General features: G+C 64.4%; 18 protein-coding genes. 12 read left to right on the forward strand and 6 right to left on the reverse strand.

Going from position 1 to position 19,874, the window contains the following annotated elements:
• Positions 1-90 precede the first annotated feature (90 nt).
• From H7007_RS10890 to H7007_RS10905, 4 genes are all read right to left on the reverse strand, one after another.
• On the reverse strand, positions 91-1,143 hold the full coding sequence (locus tag H7007_RS10890; protein WP_287155296.1) for a histone deacetylase family protein: 1,053 nt from the start codon (positions 1,141-1,143) through the stop codon (positions 91-93).
• 198 nt (positions 1,144-1,341) lie between these two features.
• Entirely contained in the window at positions 1,342-2,421 is a 1,080-nt protein-coding gene (locus H7007_RS10895; protein WP_287155297.1) for a C40 family peptidase, read from the reverse strand.
• Between the two features lie 217 nt (positions 2,422-2,638).
• Positions 2,639-4,405: an ATP-binding SpoIIE family protein phosphatase gene (locus H7007_RS10900; protein ID WP_287155298.1), complete on the reverse strand. Its 1,767-nt coding sequence runs from the start codon at positions 4,403-4,405 to the stop codon at positions 2,639-2,641.
• A gap of 8 nt (positions 4,406-4,413) precedes the next feature.
• On the reverse strand, positions 4,414-4,758 hold the full coding sequence (locus tag H7007_RS10905) for an STAS domain-containing protein (RefSeq protein ID WP_287155300.1): 345 nt from the start codon (positions 4,756-4,758) through the stop codon (positions 4,414-4,416).
• A gap of 260 nt (positions 4,759-5,018) precedes the next feature.
• Between H7007_RS10905 and H7007_RS10910 the strand changes: the two genes are divergently transcribed.
• The 3 genes from H7007_RS10910 to H7007_RS10920 all read left to right on the forward strand — a co-directional run bounded on the left by H7007_RS10910 (position 5,019) and on the right by H7007_RS10920 (position 9,722).
• Entirely contained in the window at positions 5,019-7,016 is a 1,998-nt protein-coding gene (locus tag H7007_RS10910) for a magnesium chelatase subunit D family protein (protein ID WP_287155301.1), read from the forward strand.
• A 482-nt stretch (positions 7,017-7,498) separates the two neighbouring features.
• Positions 7,499-9,364, forward strand: a complete 1,866-nt coding sequence (locus H7007_RS10915) for an ATP-binding protein (protein ID WP_287155302.1) — start codon at positions 7,499-7,501, stop codon at positions 9,362-9,364.
• Entirely contained in the window at positions 9,348-9,722 is a 375-nt protein-coding gene (locus H7007_RS10920; RefSeq protein ID WP_287155303.1) for a response regulator, read from the forward strand. The genes H7007_RS10915 and H7007_RS10920 overlap by 17 nt, the downstream gene beginning before the upstream one ends.
• Before the next feature lie 22 nt (positions 9,723-9,744).
• Here H7007_RS10920 and H7007_RS10925 read toward each other — a convergent pair whose 3' ends face one another.
• Entirely contained in the window at positions 9,745-10,584 is an 840-nt protein-coding gene (locus H7007_RS10925; protein ID WP_287155304.1) for a histidinol-phosphatase HisJ family protein, read from the reverse strand.
• A gap of 224 nt (positions 10,585-10,808) precedes the next feature.
• On the opposite strand from H7007_RS10925, the gene H7007_RS10930 reads away from it, so the two are divergent.
• Complete coding sequence (locus H7007_RS10930; RefSeq protein ID WP_287155305.1) at positions 10,809-10,967, forward strand: hypothetical protein; 159 nt, start codon at positions 10,809-10,811, stop codon at positions 10,965-10,967.
• Positions 10,968-11,059: 92 nt separating this feature from the next.
• Here H7007_RS10930 and H7007_RS10935 read toward each other — a convergent pair whose 3' ends face one another.
• Complete coding sequence (locus H7007_RS10935) at positions 11,060-11,959, reverse strand: PfkB family carbohydrate kinase (protein ID WP_287155306.1); 900 nt, start codon at positions 11,957-11,959, stop codon at positions 11,060-11,062.
• A 640-nt stretch (positions 11,960-12,599) separates the two neighbouring features.
• Here H7007_RS10935 and H7007_RS10940 point away from each other — a divergent pair.
• The 8 genes from H7007_RS10940 (at position 12,600) to H7007_RS10975 (ending at position 19,864) form a co-directional block, all read left to right on the forward strand.
• Positions 12,600-12,863, forward strand: coding sequence for an FmdB family zinc ribbon protein (locus tag H7007_RS10940; RefSeq protein WP_287155308.1), 264 nt, complete (start codon positions 12,600-12,602; stop codon positions 12,861-12,863).
• A gap of 47 nt (positions 12,864-12,910) precedes the next feature.
• A complete protein-coding gene (locus H7007_RS10945) occupies positions 12,911-13,741 on the forward strand; it encodes an MTAP family purine nucleoside phosphorylase (RefSeq protein ID WP_287155309.1) in 831 nt (276 codons plus the stop codon).
• A gap of 15 nt (positions 13,742-13,756) precedes the next feature.
• Positions 13,757-14,881, forward strand: coding sequence for a site-2 protease family protein (locus H7007_RS10950; protein ID WP_287155310.1), 1,125 nt, complete (start codon positions 13,757-13,759; stop codon positions 14,879-14,881).
• Between the two features lie 120 nt (positions 14,882-15,001).
• A complete protein-coding gene (locus H7007_RS10955) occupies positions 15,002-16,048 on the forward strand; it encodes an NAD(P)H-dependent flavin oxidoreductase (RefSeq protein ID WP_287155311.1) in 1,047 nt (348 codons plus the stop codon).
• A 200-nt stretch (positions 16,049-16,248) separates the two neighbouring features.
• A complete protein-coding gene (locus H7007_RS10960) occupies positions 16,249-17,079 on the forward strand; it encodes a HesA/MoeB/ThiF family protein (RefSeq protein WP_287155312.1) in 831 nt (276 codons plus the stop codon).
• 97 nt (positions 17,080-17,176) lie between these two features.
• Positions 17,177-17,839 (forward strand): Flp pilus assembly protein CpaB, encoded by a 663-nt coding sequence (gene cpaB, locus H7007_RS10965; protein WP_287155313.1) that lies wholly within the window; start codon positions 17,177-17,179, stop codon positions 17,837-17,839.
• Between the two features lie 305 nt (positions 17,840-18,144).
• Positions 18,145-19,614: a GGDEF domain-containing response regulator gene (locus H7007_RS10970; RefSeq protein WP_287155314.1), complete on the forward strand. Its 1,470-nt coding sequence runs from the start codon at positions 18,145-18,147 to the stop codon at positions 19,612-19,614.
• Between the two features lie 100 nt (positions 19,615-19,714).
• Positions 19,715-19,864 carry a hypothetical protein gene (locus H7007_RS10975; RefSeq protein WP_287155315.1) on the forward strand — a complete coding sequence of 50 codons (150 nt, stop codon included), beginning with the start codon at positions 19,715-19,717 and terminating at the stop codon, positions 19,862-19,864.
• The last annotated feature ends 10 nt before the right edge of the window (positions 19,865-19,874 follow it).

Below are 19,874 nucleotides of genomic sequence, written 5' to 3' on the forward strand. Positions count from 1 at the left end.
CCTCCAACGAATTCATGATAGCACAGACCGAGCCCTCAACGGCAGGCGGGGAGATTCGCTTGCCGGCCTTTCCGCCGGTCTGATTGTTGGTTATATCTTCCAGTAAGGGCGGACGGCCCCCAGCACGGCCTCCACCACTTCCAAGCCCCGCTCGGAGGCGGGCAGCCCTCTTCCCGTGACCTCCTCGTCCTCCACGCGCAGCTCGTCTCCGGCGAGCACGGCGACGGTGTTGACGATGGACCTGGCCACAGCGGTGAGGTTGTACCCGCCCTCCAGGCAGACCAGCATCCTGCCGCCGCACACCTCCCCGGCCAGCCTCTTCAGTCTTTCGGCCATCTCCGCGTATGAAGTGGACTTGAGGAGCATGGAACATAGGGGGTCGCTGAAGTGGCCGTCGTAGCCCGCGGAAACCAGCACCAGTTCCGGCTGGTAGCGGAGGGCCAGGGGGACTATCACCCTGTCGAAGGCCTGCAGATAGACCTCCTCGCCGGTACGCGCCGGCAGTGGGAAGTTCACCGTGTAGCCCTCTCCCTTCCCCTCCCCCATCTCCCTGTAGCTCCCAGTGCCGGGATAATGCGGGTACTGGTGAAGGGATACGTAGAGCACCCGGTCGTCCCGGTAGAAGATGTCCTGGATGCCGTTGCCGTGATGGGCGTCCCAATCCAGGATGAAAACCCTCGATATGCCAAATCTTTCCATGGCGAACCTGGCCGCCACGGCATTGTTGTTGAAGAGGCAGAACCCCATGCCCCGGGTGGCGGTGGCGTGGTGGCCCGGCGGGCGGGCCAGGCAGAAAGCGTTGTCGATCTCGCCGGAGAAGATGCGCTCCAGCCCGTCCAGGGCCGCGCCCGCCGAACGCAGGGCGGCCTCGTAGGAGCGCGTGCCCACGTGGGTATCGGGGTCCAGCCACCCTCCACCGGAATCGGCCACCCTCTTCACGCTGTCGATGTAAGCTCTCGGGTGGACCAGCTCGATCTCCTCCACGGTGGCGTCCCGCGGAGAGAGCACGCGCACCTTGTCCACCAGGCGCGTGCTCTCCATCAGCTCCATGGCCCTTTCCAGCCGTTCCGCCCTTTCCGGGTGCCCCAGACCGGAGTCGTGTTCCAGGTAAAGGGGATCGTAAAATACGGCCGTGCGACTCATCTTATTACCCCCCGTGCCGTCTATTCCTCCCGGTATCGGCGCGGCGAAGCCGCCAGCGCCACCAAGTCCTCCGCCACCGGCGGACGTCACCGGCGTCCATGCAATCTCCCGGGACCTGGTACGCTACACCCCGTCAAGACGACGAGCGGTCAGACTCCGCAACGTGGCTCGCCAACAAGCCTGCCCGCCCCTTAGGGCTCACCTGGTGATGCGCACCGCCCCGCAGAAATCCCTTCTCCTGCCCAGGTCGGCGATGCGCACCACGTCCCCCGTGCGGGGTGCGTGGATATACTGCCCGTTCCCGATGTACAGCCCCACGTGTCCGTAACCGTGGAAGAATACAAGGTCCCCGGGTTGCAGCTCCGAGTAGGATACGGGCACGCCGCAGCGGGCCTGCATGTAGGAACTGTGCGGCAGCCTTATGCCCACCTGTGCGTAGCAGTACATCACCAATCCCGAGCAATCGAAGGCGTCGGGGCCGGCCGCCGCGTAACGGTAAGGTTTTCCAAGTTGAGCATATGCTACTTTGACCACGTCCGGAGCGTAGGGAGGAGCCGGCGGCGGGGGGGTGCGGGGACGGGTTGTGACCGTCGGTCGGGCCACGTTGACCGCCGCCCTCCGGGCTTCCTCCTCGGCGATCAGGCGGTTGACCTCCGCCTCCACGCCGGCCAGGAGCTCTTTTCTCCTCTGCAGGTCGGCTTCTATCTGTCTCTTCTGGTCCGCCAGCCGGGCCATCTCCGCGTCCAGGGCCGCGCGGTGCGTTTCCAGCTCTGCCCTGGCGGCCTCAACCTCCTGACGGGAGGAGATGAGGGAGACCAGGATATCCACGTCGTTCCCGCTGATGCGCCTGGCCCGGTCCAGGTTGGTATAGAGGTCGTCCACTGTCCGGCACTCGGTGAGGACCTCCAGGATGTCAGCGTTCCCCGATTTGTAGAGTTCCCTGACCCGCTGTCCCAGGATGTCCTTCCTTCTCTCCATCTCCGCGGTCAGCGCCGCCAGGCGCCTCTCCTTCTCCGCTATGGCCGCCCTGGTCTGCTGTACGCGGTAATTGGTCAAATTGTACTGCTCGACCACCGTCTCCAGCCTGGCGTCTATGCGCTGGACTTCCTCCTTTATCCGCTCCAGTTCCCGCCTCTTGTCCTGTACCGGGTCGGCCGGCGAGACCGCGGCGGTTAGGAGAAACATCACGGCGGCCAGGAGCAAGGCCGTCGCGCGATACGCCCCTTTCAGCGCGTGCTTCCTCCTAATCCCTGTATTTTCCATCTCCGGGCTCTTCATCAAACAACAACCTCCCAATAACAATTCAGTGAAAATGATAACATACCCTTCAACGGTATCGGAAATCAGGTGATCGCCGGAGCGCGGAAATCACAGCGTTTTGCCGCATTTCAAGCCGAGGTTGACGCCCTCTACCATGGAACGGGGGAAACCCTCCCGCGCCTTCGAGCGCAGCGAATCCCGGACGAGCACGGCTCTACCGTTTCCGGGTCGCGGCCTAACCCCGCCTCCCCCTCCGGCGTGCCGTGAAGACCAGGGTGACCTCGTTCCCCTCCCGGTTGAACCTGAGCTCGTCGGCATAATGCCTCACGATCATCAGGCCCCTCCCCCGTTCTGAGAGGACACCGGGAGGTTCCTCCGCCCTCGAGGCCAGCTTGCGGTGGTCGAAGCCCTCCCCCTCGTCCCTCACCCTGATCACCGCCCGCTTGGGTTCCGCCTTTACGGTTATATAGACTTTTTTCGTCCGGTCGCACCGGTTGCCGTGCTCCATGGCGTTATGCAGGAGCTCCTCGAGGCAGAGCCGGAGGATGAGGGGGTCGCTGAGGCCCTCGAAACCGCGTAGGGTCTCGAGCACGCTGTCGATGACGTATCTGATCTGGCGGACATCCGTTCCCACGGTCATGGTCAGGTCGTAGAGCTCTTCCAGCTCGAGTACCATGAGGGCGATGTCGTCGGGTTGTGGGGCATCGCCCGCGAAGAGCATTATCTCGTCCACCAGGGCGTCCAGGAAGTTCTCGATGTCCTCGCCGCCGTGCTCCAGCATAAGTCTTACCAGTTTTTTCCTCCCCAATACCTCGCCCCGCGCGTTGAGCGCCCCGGTAAGTCCGTCGGTGTAGAGGAGTAACCGGTCACCCCTTTTCAACCTGACCGTCCGCTCCTGGTATCCCCCGTCGTCCATGAGGCCCACCGGAAAGCCTTCCCCCTCCAGCACCTCGATCCTCCCGCCCTCCTTCCTCCACAGCAGGGGAGGCTCATGCCCCGCCCTGGCATAGGTCAGCGTGTTGTCGTTGTTGTCGTAGAAAGCGTAAAAGAGAGTGGCGAACCCGTACTGCGACTCGGAGAAGAAGCGGCGGAAGGCGGTGTTGGTCTCGTCCAGTATGGTACGCGGGGAGATATGATGCCTGCCCAGTTCGTAGAGCACGGTGGTGAGAACGGACATGATCAAGGCGGCCGGGAGGCCCTTGTTGGCCACGTCGCCGATCATCAACCCGAACTTCTGGGGGCAGAACTCGGTGCGCAGTTTCTGGCACCTGTCCTGCGTCTCCGGGGAACAGTAGAAGCAGAATCGCGAGTCCCGGGCCAGGGGTATGACGCTGAAGAAGTCGCCCCCCACCGCCGAGGCGGGCATCAGCCGTGAGACCATGCGCACCGAGGCGCAGGGCACATGGGTGGAGATGATGGAACGCTGTATGCGGCTCGCCAGGCGCAGCTCCTTTCCCACCTGTTCCTGTTCCCGCTTCAGTTCCCGGTAGAGTCGCGCGTTCTCGATGGCCACGGCGGCCATATCCGCGAAGGAGAGCAGGTGCTCCAAGTCCCGGCGGTTGAATCGGCGGGTCCTGGTGCGGTTGGAGACGTTGAGGACTCCGATGATCCTGTCGCCTGCCCGCAGCGGAACGGCCAGAGCGCTCCTCACCGAAGGGTCGGTGCCCTGAAAACGCCGGTCGGCCACCGCGTCCTGGAGGACGAGGGGTTCACCGCTCTCCGCCACCCACCCGGATATGCCCTGACCCAGAGGGACACGGATGTCCCGCTCCCCGTCCAGGCCACGGGCCGCCCTCACCACCAGCTCCCCGGAATCCTCCTCGAGGAGCATGATGCTACCCCTTTCCGCCTCCAGAAGCTCCATGGCCTGGTCCAAGACGCGGTCCAGCCGGTCCTCAAGGCTCAGAGCGGGGTTCGAGAATCTGCCCAGGCGAAATCCGGCCCCTCTCTCCACTGGGGACTCGCGCCCTCCGTGGACCTTCCCATCTTCCTCGCCTGGCATTCGAGCGCTCACTTGAAACTCGCCAGTGCCTCCCCTTCATCCTCGAACATATCGATGATCTTGGTGAAGCGCACCACGTCCAGGAGCTCCCGTATGGGCTCGGCCGCCCGCAGGATCTTGAGGCTGCCGCGGTTCTGGGAGCATTTCTTGAACGCGTCGGCGATGATGCTCAGGCCCGCCGTGTTTATGTAGGTAAGACCCTCGATGTCCAGGACCAGGTTATAGCACCCCTCTTCCATCACCCTTTCCAGCGTCTCGCCGAAAGCCTCCACGGTCTCGGAGTCCACCACCCCGGAGACCCTGACCACGGCGATCTCGCCCCCTTCGCCATGTCGGGACACCGCTATCTCCATCGAACTACCTCCTCTCCAGGAACCGAGCCAGCCCTCTTCAAGGGCCAAAACCGGAACCTGCCGAACTTCCGCCAGTGAAGTTATCGGCAATGGCGGGGGGCTGTTTAACCCGTGCCCCTCGAGGGAAGAGCGAGAACACCCTTGCTTCCGATTCCCGCCTCTTGGGAACCGAAAGGCAGGCGATAACCGACCAATACAACATATAGTATTGAATTTGCATTTTTAATTCTATATATTGTAGCAGAGGAAAGGAAGTCGGCATGACGGAGGATCGCGCCCTCTTTCCCTTCACGGCCATCGTAGGGCAGGAGCGACTTAAGCTCGCCCTGCTGGTCATCTCCGTGGACCCCAGCATCGGGGGGCTCCTGGTCAGAGGGGAGCGCGGGACCGGAAAATCCACGGCCGCCCGGGCCCTGGCTGAGCTCCTCCCGGAGATGGAGGTGGTCGCCGACTGCCCCTTCTCCTGCAACCCGCATGACGAGGAGGAGATGTGTTCCTCCTGCCTCTCCCGCTGGAGGCGGGGCGAGCCGCTCCCCGTGGCCAGGAGGCCCATGCGCTTCGTGACCCTTCCCCTCAACGCCAGCGAAGACCGCCTTGTGGGCACCCTGGACCTGGAAAAAGCCATGCGGGAGGGGGTGAAGGACTTCGAGCCCGGCATACTGGCCGCCGCCAACCGCGCCGTCCTCTACGTTGACGAGGTCAACCTGCTCGAGGACCATCTGGTGGACCTCCTCCTGGACGTGGCCGCCATGGGGGTGAACGTGGTGGAGCGGGAGGGGGTCTCCTTCACCCACCCCTCCCGGTTCATCATGGTGGGGACCATGAACCCTGAGGAGGGCGAGCTGCGGCCCCAGCTCGAGGACCGCTTCGGCCTGTGCGTGGAGGTCGGTGCGGAAAAGGACGTCGCCCGGCGCATGGAGATCATGCGCCTGCGCTGCCTCTTCCTCGAGGACCCCCATCTCCTCCGCGCCCGTTTTCAGCCCCGGCAGGAGGAGCTTCGCCGGAGGATAATCGAGGCGCGGGAAAACCTCTCGTCGGTGACCGTCCCGGACGAGCTCATGGAGCTCATCGCCCGTATCTGCGTGGAACTGGGGGTATGCGGCCACAGGGCGGACATCGCCACCTTACAGGCGGCGCGGGCCATAGCCGCCCTGGAGGGCAAGGGTAGAGTGGAGCAAGCTCACGTTAGGGAGGCCGCGGAGATGGCCCTCCTCCACCGCCTGCGCCGCACCCCCTTCGACGATCAACTCAAGGACTTGGAGCGCCTGGACCGCCTCATCCGGCGGGGCGGAAGATCCCTGGAGCTGCCCCTGCAGGACGCCTCCATTCCGGAGGAGACGGGCCTTACGGTAGCCTGCCCGGGAGAGGGCCCGCTTGCCCCCGCCCGGGAACAGGAGATGGAAAGGGCCTCTTCGGCCTCCTCCCCGGACCCGGAGGTCCCTCCCCTCCAGTCCCTGGTGGCGGGAGCCGTGAGGACGGGAAACGGAAAAAGGAGCACGGCGGTCACGGAGGCGGGAAACGGCAAGAAAGTGGGACACCGCCTGCCCCGACCGGACGAGAACCTGGGGACCGGCAACCTGGCCGTAGAGGCCACCCTGCGCGCCGCGGCGGGAAGGACGGCGACGAGCGGCGAACCGTTCAACATCCGCGGCGAGGACCTGCGCGCCTCCATACGCAAGCGGAAGGTGGGCAACCTGATCCTTTTCATCCTGGACGCCAGCGCCTCCATGGGATGCCGGGAGCGCATAGAGGCCACCAAGAAGGTGGTGCAACGCCTCCTTGTGGATGCCTACCAGAAGAGAGACCGGGTGGGCCTGATAACCTTCCGGGACCGCAAAGCCCATCTGGTACTCAATCCCACCTCCAGCGTCCACCTGGCCAACCTGCGCATCCGCGACCTGGCCACCGGGGGAGCGACGCCCCTGAACCACGGCCTGGCCATGGGGCTCACGGTGGCCCGCCGTGAACTGCGCCGTGATCCCGACATGGTCCCTCTCCTGGTGCTCATAACCGACGGGCACGGCAACGTGGGGCTGGCCTCCGAGGACCCCTGGAAGGAAAGCCTGGCCATCGCGGAAAAGATCCGTTCCGAGGGCCTGCAAAGCGTGGTCCTGGACACCTCCAACCCCGGCTTCCGTCTGGGAAGGCTGGCCGCAACACAGGCCCGGCGCATAGCCGAGGCTATGGGGGCCGCGTATTACCACCTCTCCTCCCTGCAGCCCGAGGAGATGCTGGAAAAAATAGGCAATCACCTCTGAGTCCGCCGGGTACACGCGTATGTCCGCCATGGGGCGGGAGGGGACGTGGCCAAGGCGGGTGGCGTGAATATCCGGAGCGTACCGTGGCCTATATCCGGTGTCCGGGACGAGACGGAGGGCGGACGGACCGCGCCTCCGGGTCATGATACACGGACGCACTCCGTACCACGCGGGGTGCCGGGGCGGTCAGGCGGAAGGTAAGGGTTCCGTGCCCATCCCTACCCTCAAAGGATGGAGGCCCAGCTGCCGATAAAGAGATTTGGACATCCGGGGGTAGGAGATGAAAAAGGAAAACCAGAGAGCTCCGGACGGCGGCCGGGAGAACCGCCGGCCGGAGAGATATTTACCGGTCCTCATGGCGGCGGTGGCCGCCGTGCTCGCCGCCGGGATGATGGCGGTGGCCGCAGCGATCAGCCCGCCGTACCGCTATCTGGTCGGTGGCGCTCTCGGGGCTTGCCTGGTGGGCCATCCGGGGGTAGGAGATGAAAAAGGAAGACCAGAGAGCTCCGGACGGCGGCCGGGAGAACCGCCGGCCGGAGAGATATTTACCGGTCCTCATGGCGGCGGTGGCCGCCGTGCTCGCCGCCGGGATGATGGCGGTGGCCGCGGCGATCAGCCCGCCGTACCGCTATCTGGTCGGTGGCGCTCTCGGGGCTTGCCTGGTGGGCCTCTGCGTCTTCCTGGCCTGGGACTGGTGGCGCTACCGGGAACAGAACAAGCAATACATAGAGGAGATAACCGACCTCAACCTGCGTTTCGGCATCCTCGCCGACGCGGTGAGCGCCGTAAGCTCCACCCTGGACCTCAAGGAGCTCGTGGAGAACATCCTGGGGGTCATGCTGGCTCTCACCAACTCGAGCATCGGGGTCGTGCTGGTCCCCGACGAGGAGGGCAAACACCTCCAGGTGCTCTCCCACCGCGGATTCCGCGAGGAGGCGGTACAGGGACTGAAGATACCCGTGGGCAGGGGAGCGGTAGGCAGGGCCTTCCTCACCGGTAGGATGGCCATCCGCGACAACCTCCCCCAGGATCCCCGGGCCGCGGAGACCTACAGCGAGGGGAGGAGTCCGCGTTCCCAGGTGATCATGCCCCTCAAGGCCAAAGGGCAAGTCGTGGGGCTTGCGGTCACCGCCACCTGCGAGGAACACGAGTACAAGCCGGAAGAGGTCTCCCTTCTCAACAGCCTGGGACACGAGCTCGCCGTGGCCATGATCAACGTGGAGCTCTACAAGAAGAGCCAGAAGACCCTGGAGTGGCTGGCGGATACCCAGGAATATACGGAACATTTCATCCAGGAGATGCTGGCCGGGGTGCTGGTGGTCAATGCGGAAGGGGATGTGATCTACTTCAACCGCGAGGCTTCGGAGATGCTGGGCCTGCAAGCCAAGGAGGTGCTGGGGATAAACTACCGGGACATGGTGAAGGAGCGCGAGAAGTTCCGCTCCCTGTCTTACCTCCAGCCCATCCTCCGCCTGTGCATGGAGGAAGGCCGCATATTCCGCCACCATGAGCTGGTCATAGAGGGCCCGGGGGGGAGGCGCATGACCCTGAACTTCAACGCCTTCCCCTTGCACCGGGCCAAGGGCGAGATGATGGGGGCCGCCGTGGTCTTCATGGACGTCACCGAGGTCAAGGAGATGGAACGGAGGCTGCGGCAGCAGGACCACCTGTCCATCCTGGGGCAGATGGCGGCCAAGATCGCGCACGAGGTCAAGAACCCCCTCTTCGCCATCATAGGCCTGGCCGACGAGCTGGAGGAGGAAGAAGAGGACCCCGAGAAGAAGCGCCTGCTGGCCATGATCCGGAGGGAGGCGGCCCTCAGCAACCAGTGGATCTCCGGCATGCTCACCTTCAGCCGCTCCTCCTTCCCGGCGGCGGAGGGGATATCCGTCCGGCTGCACGAGGAGGTGCCCTCTCTGATCGCCGACTTCCTCCGCTCCAGCGGGAGGGAAGACGTGGCGGTGGTCCCGGAGCTGCCCGAGGGCCTGCCCCCGGTCATGCTCACCAGGGACAACCTCCGCCACGTGCTCTTCAACCTCCTGGAGAACGCCTTCCACGCCATGCCCGAAGGCGGCACGGTCACGGTGCGGGCCAGGGACACGGGAAACGGGTTCGTGCAGATGACCGTGGAGGACACCGGCTGCGGCATTCCCGCGGACATCCTCCCCTCCATCTTCGACCCCTTCTTCACCACCAAGGAAGGGGGCACCGGGCTGGGGCTGTCCATCGTGCAGAAGATACTTCTGGACAGCGGGGGAGCTATAGATGTACGCTCACGACAGGACGGAGGAACGGTCTTCACCCTCAAACTCCCGACCCGAGGGGTCAGCAATGGATACCAAGCCTGAAGCCAAACTTCTCATCGTGGACGACAACGAGGGCGTCCGCCACCTCGTCTCCAGGTGGCTGGAGCGGGCCGGTTTTCGCGTCGAGGAGGCCAGCGACGGTGCGGAGGCGGTGGAGATGGTGAGGAAGAACCCGCCCGACGTGATCCTGGCCGACATCCGCATGCCCAAGATAGACGGCATAGAGCTGGCCCGCATCGTGAAGAGCGAGTTCCCCGGCATCAAGATAATCCTCATGACCGCCTACTCGTCACCCCAGACGATAGCCCAGGCGAAGAGGGAAGGAGTGGACGACTACCTGGAGAAACCCTTCACCAAGGACCAGGTGGAGAAGATGGCTCTGGATATTATTTCCAGGTAAAGGCCACGGGGCGAAGGCGCGGTCAGTCGGGGAGGGGAAGAGAGGTCCTGCGGCGCCGCTCGAAGAGGGCTATCTCACGGTATCCCACCCTTCGCAGCAAGGCCACCGCCGCCCGGTAATCCCTCCCCACCTCCCGGGGCGAATGGGCGTCGGAGCCGAGGGTGACGGGTATATCCCTTTCCCGGCAAAGGCGCAGAAAATCCTCGCCTGGATATATCTCCCCCACCGGCTTGCTCAATCCCGCCGTGCTCACCTCGACCGCCAGCCCCGCCGCCGCCACCCGGTCGAGGAAAGAGGCATAAAGATGCGTGACGTCTTCGCGGGGGCGGAAACCGAACTTCTTTATGAGGTCCGGGTGGGCCAGGACGTCGAAGAGCCCGCTACCGGCGGCATCTCCCAGGACCTGGAAATATCTGGCCCAGAGCTCGTAGAGGTCCCGCCCGCGGTAACCGTCCACGTACCGCGGGTCGTCGAAACCCCATCCGTCGAGGAAGTGCACCGCGCCCATGACGTAATCGAAGGTATGCGCGGCGAGTATCTCCGCCGTCCTCTCCTCGTAGCCCGGCAGGTAGTCCACCTCGATCCCCAGGCGGACCCTTACCCCGGAGACGCTTTCCGCGAGACGGCTCACCTCTCCCACGTACTCGGGGAGTTCCTCCAGGGCCATGCTCAAGCTGGGATCCCGCAGGTGAAGGAGGGGGAAGTGATCGGAGAACCCCACCTCGGAGAGCCCGATCTGCAGGGCCCTGGCCACGTACTCCTCCAGGTCACCAACGGCATGTCCGCACCGAGGGGTATGCAGATGGTAGTCCACAAGTCCCGACTTTCCCATGTTCCCGAGGATACCAGACGGCGGGCTCATGCGCATTCCCCACCGCGTCAGTGGACGGGGCGCCACGTTCACGCCCTCCGAGGGCCCAATGCGGACAAGTACCACGCCGACCGAGCCCTTCGACACCCGGGCTCCACACGGCCGGGCGAAGCCCTTTGCACATGCGGTGTCCGGTTTGGTGGCCGCAGCGGCCTGGTGTTATACTTTCTGAATGTATATGGTAAGACATTCCGGCATGTCGAAAGGAGGACCGGATGATGGGGAAGGCTCGTAAGTTGTCCAAGACCGAAAAGAGGATCGCCAAGCTGGAGAAGCTGAAGGGGAGGTTGCAGAAGAGGCTGGCCAAGCTGGAGAAGGATGAGGCCAAGCTGCAGAAAAAGGCGGACAAACTGAGCAAGAAGCTGGGCGGCTGAAGATAGCACCGGGAAAGACCGCCTTCCCCGTGCCCTCTTCCGGCGCGGGGAGGTTGCTTACATGCCTCCGGAACCGGCCGGAGGCCTCGTCGTCAGAAGCAGGTTATCCGCATGAATTCCCGGAACCGGGCATCGATCTCCTCCCGGGTCAGGGTACCCAGCCGCCGGCAGGAGAAATCCTCCACGGCGAATGAGGCAGTGACGCTCCCGTAGACCACGGCGCGCCGGACGGCTTCCTCGCTGGCCTCCGGTTCCCTGGAAAGCGCTCCCAGGAAACCGCCCCCGAAGGAGTCCCCGGCACCGGTGGGGTCGAAGACCGACTCCAGCGGATAGGCCGGTAGGGAGAAGAAAGACCCCTCGCCGAGCATGATCACCCCGTGTTCGCCCTTTTTGATGATCACCCTACTGGGCCCCATTTCCAGGAGTTTCCTGCCGGCGGATATCAAATTGGGCTCACCGGCCAGTTGCCGGGCCTCGGCGTCGTTGAGAAGGAGGTAATCCACACGGGAGATGGTCTTCAACAGCTCGTCGCGCCGGTTCTCTATCCAGTAGTTCATGGTGTCGCAGAGCACCAGGCGGGGAGAGCGCACCTGATCCAGCACTCCGGCCTGCAGGACGGGATCTATGTTGGCCAGGAAGACGAACTCCGAGTCCCGGTATTCTTCCGGTATCTCGGGCCGGAAGTCCTCGAAGACGTTGAGCTGGGTCTCCAGGGTATGGGCCTCGTTAAGGTCGTAGTCGTAGTAGCCGCGCCAGCGGAAGGTCCTACCGGGCGCCACCTGGAGGCCCCGCAGGTCCACGCCGCGCGAGCGAAGGAAATCCAGGTGTTCTTCCGGGAAGTCCTGCCCCACCACGGCCACCAATCTCACCCGGTTGAAGAAGGATGCCGCCAGGCTGAAGAAGGTGGCCGAACCGCCCAGTGCCTCCTCCACCTCCCCGAAGGGAGTGCGCACCGAATCCAGGGCCACGGAACCCACCACCAGTATGCTCATCCCGACCTCCGTTTCCCTCCGGCCTCTTCGGGGCGGTGCGGCATCTCCTCCGGCCGGCTCCCGCCCCGTTTCTCCCGCCCATAGCTTACCACGCCCGCCTCGCCGCATACTCGCGGGGGAGGCCCTCTCGCTTCTGCCGGGATCGCGGCCGGTCACCCTTTGGGAGATCCTTCATCGCCACTTGCCGCAACGCGCCTTCCGGACGCGGAAGGCCAGGCCATGCCCACCGCTTGCGGGGCTCCCCTCCCCTAGCGGGGACCCTCACCAGGTCCCTTTCCCCCACCGGCACCGCCCCTCTCCTCCCGCCCGCGACCGCGTTCTTCGCCGTACATTTTCCTCCCACGAAAGCCGCCGCAAGGCATATGCCCCGTTTCCCTATCCCCGGAGCCCTCTTCCGGGCGTTCCCCTTCGTCGCCCCATTGGCTTGAGGTGGTCGACTTCTTGCCTCCGCCACTTCAAGGTCCCCATGCCTTGCCGCCCACGCCCGTGCATAGAGACCCCCAGCCCGAGTCCCCCCGGACGCTGTATTCTGGATGAGGAAGCTCAACGATCCGCCCGTGGCTCCGGTGTAAAGTTGAACCGGCAGCGTCTAAACGGTATATTTTCAACTGCAAAAACAACGGAAGTGAGGTGATCGAACATGCCGACCTACGAGTACAAGTGCCTCGACTGCAGCGACGTGTTCGAGACCATGCACGGGATGAACGAGAGCGTGGAAAGCTGTCCCAGCTGCGGCGGCAAGGTGCGACGCCTCTTCCATCCCGTGGGGATAATCTTCAAGGGCTCCGGGTTCTACAAAACAGATTCCCGCGCCTCGGACAACGGAAAGGGAGGGGCGGGAACGGAAAAGGACGCCGGCGCGGCGGAAAAGGCGGAGGAAAAGGCCTCCGTCGGAGGCGAGTAGAGCCCCACCGGTAAAGAACGGGGCTCCGGAAGGCGTGAGGGGGGATCATGAGACTGCCCGAGGCCAGAATAGGGATATTCGGGGGATCCGGCTTCTATTCCCTTATCAAGGGAGGGAAGAGCTATGCCGTACACACCCCCTTCGGATCGCCCAGCGACCGTTTCGTCCACGGGGAGCTGGCCGGCATACCGGTGGTCTTTCTGCCCCGGCACGGGAGGTACCATCAGTTCCCTCCCCACCGCATCAATTACCGGGCCAACGTCTACGGGATGCGGGAATTCGGGGTGGAACGCATCATCTCCCCAGGCGCCTGTGGTTCTCTACAGCGTGAGATACCCCCGGGGACCTTCGTCCTCTGCGACCAGTTCGTCGATCGCACCGGACGTCAGGAATGCACCTTCTACGACGGACCGGCGGCGGTGCACATCAGCTGCGCCGAGCCCTACTGCCCGGAGATGAGGGAGACCTGCGCCCGGCTGGCCGAGGAACTCGGAATCCCGTGCCGCAACGGGGGGACGGCGGTGATCATAAACGGGCCGCGCTTCAGCACCCGGGCGGAGAGCCGCTGGTACCACGCCCAGGGCTGGGACGTCATCAACATGACCCAGTACCCCGAGGTGGTCCTGGTGCGGGAGCTGGGCATGTGCTACCTCAACATCTCCCTGGTCACCGACTGGGACGTGTGGGTGGCCGACGAGGAAGGAGCCAAGACGGTGACCGCGGAGGAAGTGGGGCGCGTCTTCCGGGAGAACAACGAAAGGCTGCTCCTCCTCCTGGAGAGACTGGTTCCCGCCCTTGCCGGGGAGCGCAAATGCGACTGTGCCTCCGTTCTTGACGAGGCCACCATAAGCCCTCTCGAGCTGGATGAATCTTCCTGAGAGAAGAAGGAAAAGGTGATTCCCAGAAAAGGACTGCGCGTAGCCACCTTCCGCGGCATCGGTATCTTCCTCCACTGGAGCTGGTTCTTCGTCTTCGCCCTTCTCTTCTGGGTGGTGGTGCAGTTCTTTCACGAGAACCTGGCCTCCGGACCGGCCTCCTACCTCCCCGCGGCCCTGGTGACGACCTTTCTTTTCTTCCTCTCCGTCCTGCTCCACGAGCTGGCGCACTCTCTGGTGGCCAACCGCAACGGGGTCCCCATCAACCGCATCACCCTGTTCGTCTTCGGGGGCGTGGCCCAGATGGGCAAGGAGATCACCTCCCCGGGGGTGGAGTTCAAGATGGCCGTGGCCGGCCCGCTCTGTTCTTATGTCTTGTGCCTGCTCTTCGGGGGCCTTGCCTACGCCGCCTATGTCCTGGGCCTGGAGACCGTCTCCTTCGGCTTCACCCTCCTGGCGGCGGTGAACTTCGGGCTGGGCACCTTCAACCTGATCCCGGGGTTTCCCTTGGACGGGGGGAGGATACTGCGCTCCCTCCTCTGGCATCACTGGGGAGACCTCGAGAGGAGCACCCGTACGGCCGGCCGTCTGGGCCAGGGGGTCGGCGCCCTTCTGGCCTTGGGAGGCGCCGCGATGCTCCTGGCGGACCTCTTTCACGGCGCCTATGACCTCCTCTTCTCCGGAAGCTGGTTCATCCTAATCGGCACCTTCCTCATCCAGGCGGCCGCAAGCAGCCTGCGCCAGGCCCGCCTGCGTTCCGCCCTCGAGGGGCGGCGGGTGGAAGAGATACTAAGGCCCGGAACCCCAGCCGTTGATCTCTCTGCTTCTCTGGAAGAAGTTTACAGGGTGTATCTGGAAAGAGCGCCGGGCAGCGTCATCCCCGTTCTGGGCCAGGGAAAGCTGGCGGGAGAGGTCCGGCTCTCCGACCTCAGGAAAGTGCGCCGCGACCTGTGGGAGGAGACACCGGTGAGCTCGGTGGCCGTTCCCGTGCGGGGATGGGAAGCATGCTCGCCCGGACAGCCCCTCTTGGAAGCCCTGGCCCTCCTGGAAAAAAGCGGAAGGGAATTCCTCTGGGTCGTCGAAGAGGGGCGCCTGAAGGGCGTCATACTCCGATCCGACGTGCGTCGCTTGGCGGGCAAGTAATATAATATTTAGACTTTGGACCGCGCGTACGCTCCTCTTGCCGGCAACGCCCGCCGGCGGAATGGGAGCGTCGGGGAGGGAAGGATTGAAGGTCCCACGGAGTGAGGAAGGAGCAGTCCCATGAAAACGCGCATCACCGAACTTTTGGGCATCGAGCACCCCATAATCCTCTCCGGCATGAGCTGGATAAGCGTGCCCAAGATGGTCGCCGCCGTCTCCAACGCCGGCGGGCTGGGCCTTCTGGCCACCGGGGTCCTGGATACGGAGGAGACCAGGAAGGCGGTGAGGGAGATCCGCGAGCTCACAGACAAGCCCTTCGGCGCCAACGTCTCGCTCCTATTCCCGGGCGCGGCGCAGAACGCCCAGGTGCTCCTGGAGGAGAAGGTGCCGGTCATCAACTTCTCCCTGGGCAAGGGCGACTGGATAGTGCAGGCCGCCCACCAGTACGGAGGCAAGGTGCTGGCCACGGTGACCAACCTCCGGCACGCTCGCCGGGCACAGGAGTACGGCTGTGACGCGGTCATCGCCACCGGTAACGAGGCGGCGGCCCACGGGGAGCAGGTGACCACCTTCTGCCTGGTGCCCAGCCTGGCCTCCAACCTGGACATACCGGTCATCGCCGCCGGCGGGGTGGGCGACGGGAGGGGCCTGGCCGCCGCCCTGGCGCTCGGAGCCGAGGGCGTGGCCATGGGCACCCGCTTCATGACCACCGTGGAGAGCCCCCTGCACGAGAACTACAAGCGCCTCTCCCTGGAAAAGGACGTCTACGACACCCTCTATTCCAAACGCTTCGACGGTCTGTGGTGCCGGGTGCTGGACACCGAGGGGGCGCGTAAGGCCATCAGGCGGGGCCTTAACCCCATCCAGATGCTCAAGGCCATTCCCAATTCCCGGGCCATCGCGCAGATGCTCAAACTGCCCTACTGGAAGCTCTTCATCGGGGTCCTGGCCTCGGGATGGAAGAACGCCAAGCAGCTCGCCTACATGGCCAACGCCTTCAAACTTATCCGCATAGCCACCGAGGAAGGGGACACGGTCAACGGGGTATTGCCCGTGGGGCAGGTGACCGGACTCCTCCATGACATCCCCACGGTCAAGGAGGTCATCGAGCGCACGGTGAGCGAGGCGGAGGAGGTCATCCGCAAGCTGGGCACAAAGGTCGGCTGAGCCCGCCGGCTGAACCCGGAAACCAACGCCCTCCCCTCGGGGACCGCGGAACCCCCGGTGGGGAAGAGACCGCCCGAGGACCGCACGCCACCCATAATGGCCGCGCGCTACGGCAAAGGCGTATGCCGCTCTCTCGGGCAGTTGCGTGGAGGTCGTTCCCGGGACTTGTGTATAAGTTGTATATGTTATATAATAACCGCATGAACGGCGGGCTGGTGGAGCTTCTTAGGAAGGCTTCCCGGGAGGAAGGGGGCTTCCGGGTGGTCCCTCAAGTCGCCCTGCGGGAAGCGGCGGAGCAGGCCGGGATCGCGCCCCTGGAGGCGGAGATGGCATGCCTGGAGGCCGGCCTGGTCCCCGCCCGCTACCAGCGCAACATGGGAACCCTGGGCATGGAGGGGCAGCTACGCCTCCTCCGTTCCTGCGTGGGGGTCTGCGGACTGGGAGGGCTGGGAGGTTACGTCGCCGAGATATTGGCCCGCTACGGCGTGGGCCACCTCGTCCTCGTCGATGGGGATGCCTTCGAGGAGAACAACCTCAACCGGCAGCTGCTGTGCCGGGAGGCGGACATCGGCCGCTCCAAGGCGGAGAGGGCCAGCGAGCGTGTCCGGGAGATAAATTCCTCCATCCGGGTCACCGCCCACCGGCTCCTGGTCACCCCGGAAAACGTGGCCGAGGTCTTCTACGGCAGCGAGGTGGTGGTGGACGCCCTGGACAACATCCCCTCCCGCCTGGTGCTCGAGGAAGGGTGCGCACGCCTGGGCGTGCCCATGGTACACGGAGCCATAGCCGGCTACGCCGGGCAGGTGATGACCGTCTATCCCGGGGACCCCGGCCTGAGGGAACTGTACGGGGGCGGTGGCGAGCGAGGCGTGGAGGTCATGGAGGGGAACCCTCCCACCACTCCCGCCCTGGTGGCCACCCTGCAGGCTCAGGAAGCGGTCAAGGTCATCTGCGGGGGAGAGACCATTCGGCACGGTTTTCTCTTCATGGACACTTCAACCAATATATTCCAGTTCATACCCCTGAAGTAGAGGGGCGTTTCGCCCACCCTCCACCGGCAACGACCCCCGCCGACGGGCGGCGGGTCCGAGAAAGGACAGGGAGAACGAGCTAAGGAAAGGAGAGGGGTTGGAATTCATCGGGCTGCGAAACCCGCGCTACTATCTCCTCGCTGCTGCAGTGGCCGCCGCTCTTTCCGCGCTCATCGCCTTCGCCTACCTCCGGGGTGTGGGGACCCGCGCGGCTCAGGCCGGGCGGCTGGTGCAGCTGGTGGTGGCGGCCAGGGACCTGGGTGGGGGAGAGGTCCTCGATCCCTCCTCCCTGCAACAGGTGCCCTTCCCCGACAAGTACCTCCTGCCCGGTACCTTCACCGAGATCTCCCGGCTGACCGGAAGGCGTCTGGCCCGCCCGGTGCGGCAGGGAGAGCCGGTCCTCGAAAGCGCCCTCTTCTCCGGCGACGCGGAGGCGCGCGAGTCCCTCACCCCGGGTTTCCGCGCCTTTCCTCTACCCCAGGAAACGGCGAACCTCCCTTTCTCTTCCCTTGTCCCGGAAGAGCGGGTGGACCTCGTGTTCCTGGAGGGCGACTCCGCCCGCCTGGGGCTGGAGGACGTGAAGGTACTGGGGACGATCGCCGCGGAAAATCTCGCCTCCACGTGGCAATCCTCCAACGAACAGGGTACCTCGCCCCCCGATTGCCTCCTCCTCGAGGTCACCCCCGAGGAGGCCTGCCGGCTGGCAGCCGCCCTGAAAGGAGGGCGGGTGGAGGTGCTTCTGCGTCCGAGAAAGGAGTGAGTCTCTAACCAAGTCGCTGAAGCGCCGGAGCCTCCGTTGTGTAAGGAGAGCTCATCCTTCCCCGGAGGGGCTTGTGGCGCCGCAATGGACGGCGCATCCCGCCGGTGGAGGAGGCTTGAGGGGCTCCCTCCATCCACAGAGGTGAGCACAAGTCCGGATCCCATGAGGCCATCGCCTCCACGGCCATGAAAACCCCTCACCACCCTGCGGGGCGAGCGGCATGAGGCTCTGACCGGCCCAAGGATTTAATTTCCCCGTTCCGCCCGCCGATAAATCAAGGGCGGAACGGCGAGGGGGCCTTGTTTATGGAAGACGGAAAGCATCTGCTCCTGGCGGACGACAACAAGCTGGTGGTCAAGGTCACCGGGTCCATACTGGAGAAGGCGGGCTACCGCGTGGACGTGGCTTGGGACGGGATCGAAGCGGCCATGAAGGCCTTCTCCCTCCTCCCCGACCTCATGATCCTGGACATAGAGATGCCCAAGATCAAGGGCTACCAGGTCTGCCGCCTGCTCAAGGAGGACCCCATGACCTCCTGGATGCCCATCATCATGCTCACCGGGCGCGAACACCAGACCGACATGTTCTGGGGCCTGAAGACCGGGGCCGACGCTTACATCACCAAGGGGTTCAAGCCGGAACACCTCCTTCAGGAGGTGGAGACCCTGCTCTCGGCATCGGAAAAGAACCGCGAGGCCCGGGACCTCGCCCGCCGGCGGCGCAAGGAGGTCAGCGAGGACTACGTGATAAACAAGATCACCGACCTCCTGGACCGCAAACTCTTCGAGACCACCATCCTCAACGACATCGCCTCCCTGGCCGGGTCCATGCAGGATTTCACGGAGACGGTGTCCTCCATCTTCCAGATACTGGATAAACTCTTCAATTACTACGTGGGGGCCCTTCTGCTCTTCGAGGAGAGGGAACTGTATCTCTACCTCAACCGCCCCGTGACCCCGGAAACGCTGGAGAACGTCATCTCCCAGACCATGGGGACCGCCACCGGGTATGCCTGGCAGCCCGGGGACGAGCAATCCGTGGGGCGGACGGTCCTCCAGGAGGACAACCTGGTCACCACGGCTCAGGAAAAACCGGCGGGTGACTCCTATATCCATATCCCCCTCATCGCCCACCAGATGCCCATCGGGCTGCTGCTCCTGGCCGGCCCCTCCACCCCTGCTTTCCGCCGCGATGCTCCCAGCATCCTCAACCTGGTGAGCAACCAGCTGGTGATGATCGTGGACAACTCCCGCCTCTACGAGGGGGCCAAACGCATGGCCATCACCGACGGCCTCACACGCATCTACAACCACCGTTTCTTCCAGGAGCTCTTCGAGAAGGAGTACAAGAGGTCCCTCCGCTACAACACCGTCTTCTCCTTCATCATGCTGGACATCGATTTCTTCAAGAGGATAAACGACACCTACGGCCATCTCTTCGGCGACGAGATCCTCAAGGAGACCGCCTCCCTGATCAAGGGATGCCTGCGCAGTATGGACATCCTCGCCCGCTACGGCGGGGAGGAGTTCGCCATCCTCCTCCCGGAGACGGACCTGGAGAGCGCCGTGCAGACCGCGGAGCGCATCCGCATGGCGGTGGAGAACCACGATTTCACGGCGCCCGGGGGGAAGCCGGTACGGGTCACCGTCAGCCAGGGCGTGACCTCCTTCCCTTCCCCCGGCGTGCAAGACCGCTCGGACATCGTGGCCAAGGCCGATGCCGCCCTCTACGAAGCCAAGGAATCCGGGCGCAACCTGGTGCGCTTCCGGGAGTGAGGAACCTGGTACGCTTCCGGAAACGCGAGCATAAGGGCCTCCCCTCACCCCGGCCTACTTGTCACCCCTCCGGGGTATCATGCCCCTGGAGGTGAAGGGAATGGATTACGACCTGATACGCGAACGCATGGAGGAGGCCTACCGAAGAACACCGGACGCGCAAACCTTCCTGCAGGAGATCCTCGTCCTGTGGTCGGAATACGGGGTGATGGAAGGCGAATGGTCCTGCGTCCTGGTCAAGGCCGGCTGATCCTCATCCC

It is taken from the genome of Candidatus Solincola tengchongensis (assembly GCF_015711935.1).
GTDB lineage: Bacteria > Actinomycetota > Geothermincolia > Geothermincolales > RBG-13-55-18 > Solincola_A > Solincola_A tengchongensis.